Source organism: Streptomyces sp. UH6 (assembly GCF_013421635.1).
Lineage (GTDB): Bacteria > Actinomycetota > Actinomycetes > Streptomycetales > Streptomycetaceae > Streptomyces > Streptomyces abyssomicinicus.
The window spans coordinates 1-2,179 of record NZ_JACADT010000955.1 but is presented as its reverse complement, the minus strand read 5'-3'; the positions used below and the strand labels follow the sequence as shown (position 1 = coordinate 2,179).

The 2,179-nt window shown below is 70.9% G+C and carries 1 protein-coding gene; it reads left to right on the top strand.

All coding sequences use genetic code 11. From position 1 onward, the window contains the following. Window positions 1-81 precede the first annotated feature (81 nt). A complete protein-coding gene (locus tag HW445_RS34195) occupies window positions 82-2,055 on the top strand; it encodes an AAA family ATPase (protein WP_308800042.1) in 1,974 nt (657 codons plus the stop codon). The last annotated feature ends 124 nt before the right edge of the window (window positions 2,056-2,179 follow it).

Below are 2,179 nucleotides of genomic sequence, written 5' to 3'. Positions count from 1 at the left end.
GGGCGGTCCGGGCGGTCCGGGCGGTCCGGGCCTTCCGGGCGGCGGGACCTGATCACGTGGACGACGAGCTGAGGAAGCGTTGTGGAACTGCAGAAGGAAGACCTGTACCAGGTGCCGCTGTTCGTCCAGGAGATCTCCGGCACCCTGAGCGTCCATGCCCAGTACGTCCTGCACGGCAACATCCACGATCTGCACCTGGTCCGCGACTCCGGCGGCCAGGAGCGCTGCTTCTCCCTGCTGACGGCGCTGGGGAACCACCTGTTCCGCATGGGCTACCAGGTGCTGCTGGTGTGCGACCAGATCAACGGCATCTCGCTGCGCCACGCGCTGCCCGACGTCACCGAGGCCGCCAAGACGCTGGCGCCGCAGCACCTGACCTTCCCCGGCTCCACCGCGGCCCAGCAGGAGAAGACCTGCGCCGAACTGAGGAAGATCGTCGGCGGCTGGGCCGAGGAACGCCGCAGGGCACGGCCCGACGGCGTCGAACTCCCGCCGCTGCGGGTGGCCCTGGTCGTGCAGCACGCCTCACGCCTGGTGCAGGACGTGACCCGGCTCAGCCCCGACGAGCGGGACTTCTTCCTCGCCTGCCTTCAGCTCGCCGACTCGGTGAAACCGGTGCGGGGAGCCCCGGGCTCGGCGGGCCGTGAACTGTACAACCCCGTGATCTGGCTCGCGGAGGGCGAACGCGACCTGCCCAACTGGTTCGTCAGCGGCAGCGAGCGGATCCGCGCCGTGGCGGTGCCGGAACCCGACGCGGACGAGCGGCTGCGCATGGCCCATCTGCTGCGCCGGGAGTACGAGCGGAAGCGGCGCACCACCTCCCTCGCGCCGTCCGCCACGGCGAAGGAGAGCGAGGAGGCCGTCGAGTCCTTCGTCCGCGCCGCCTCCGGGATGCGCCTGGTGGGGATGCGGGAGAGCGTCGAACTGGCCCTGGACCGGGGCATCCCCTTCCGGTCCATGCCGGACGCGGTCCGCGTCTACCGGCTGGGGGTCGAGAAGAACCCGTGGAGCCGGGAGGAGATCCGCCGGCGCATCCTGCGGGGCGAGGACCCGGAGAACGAGCACTCGGTGCCCCGGCGGGTCCTGGGCCAGGAGGCGGCGGTCTCCAAGACGCTCGACATCCTCAAGCGTGCCGCGCTGGGTCTGTCGGGGGCGCAGGCGACCAGTCCCGGCCACCGGCCACGGGGTGTCCTCTTCTTCGCCGGCCCGACCGGCACCGGAAAGACCGAGCTGGCCAAGGCGGTCGCGTCGGTCCTCTTCGACAACGAACAGGCCTATCTGCGCTTCGACATGAGCGAGTTCTCCTCCTCGCACGCGGCCGACCGGCTGGTCGGGGCGCCCCCGGGATACGTCGGCTTCGAGGCGGGGGGCGAGCTGACCGCCGCGGTGCGCCAGGACCCGTTCCGGGTGATCCTCTTCGACGAGATCGAGAAGGCCGACAAGGGGGTCCTGGACAAGTTCCTCCAGGTCCTGGAGGACGGCCGGCTCACGGACGGCCAGGGCGTCACCACCTACTTCAGCGAATGCGTCCTGATCTTCACCTCCAACCTCGGGGTGCAGCGCATCGACCCCGAGACGCAGAACCGGGAGTGGATCGTCGCGCCCGGCACCCCTTACCCGCTTCTCGAGGCGGAGGTCAAGAAGAACGTCAAAGCGCACTTCGAGAAGGTCATCGGGCGCCCGGAGCTGATGAACCGGATCGGCGGCAACGTCGTGGTCTTCGACTTCATCTCGGAGGAGGTGGCGCGCCAGATCTTCGACCTCCAGGTGGGCAACATCCAGCGGCAGCTCGCCGCCGGGCACCGCATCACGCTCGAACTCGCCCCGGATGCGCGTGAGGCGCTGCGGAAGGCCTGTACCGCCGACCAGTGGTCGGGGGGTCGCGGCATCGGGATGGGCCTGGAGACCCACCTGATCAATCCACTGGCCCGCGCCCTCTTCGCCCGGCCCGTCCTGGAGCCGGGCACCAAGGTCGTGGTGTCCGAGGTGATGCGGACCGAGGACGGCAGGGCGGAACTCGTCGCCGACTTCGTCAGGGTGACGGAGGGGCGGTGAGCGACGGGACGGCCGGCGAGGAGTTCTGGATCGACCTGGACCAGCCCCAGGCGCGGCCCCGGCCCCCGGCGAGCCGGGACGACGGGGCCGGTGACGCCGGGCCGGAGGGCGGGCACACCCCCGT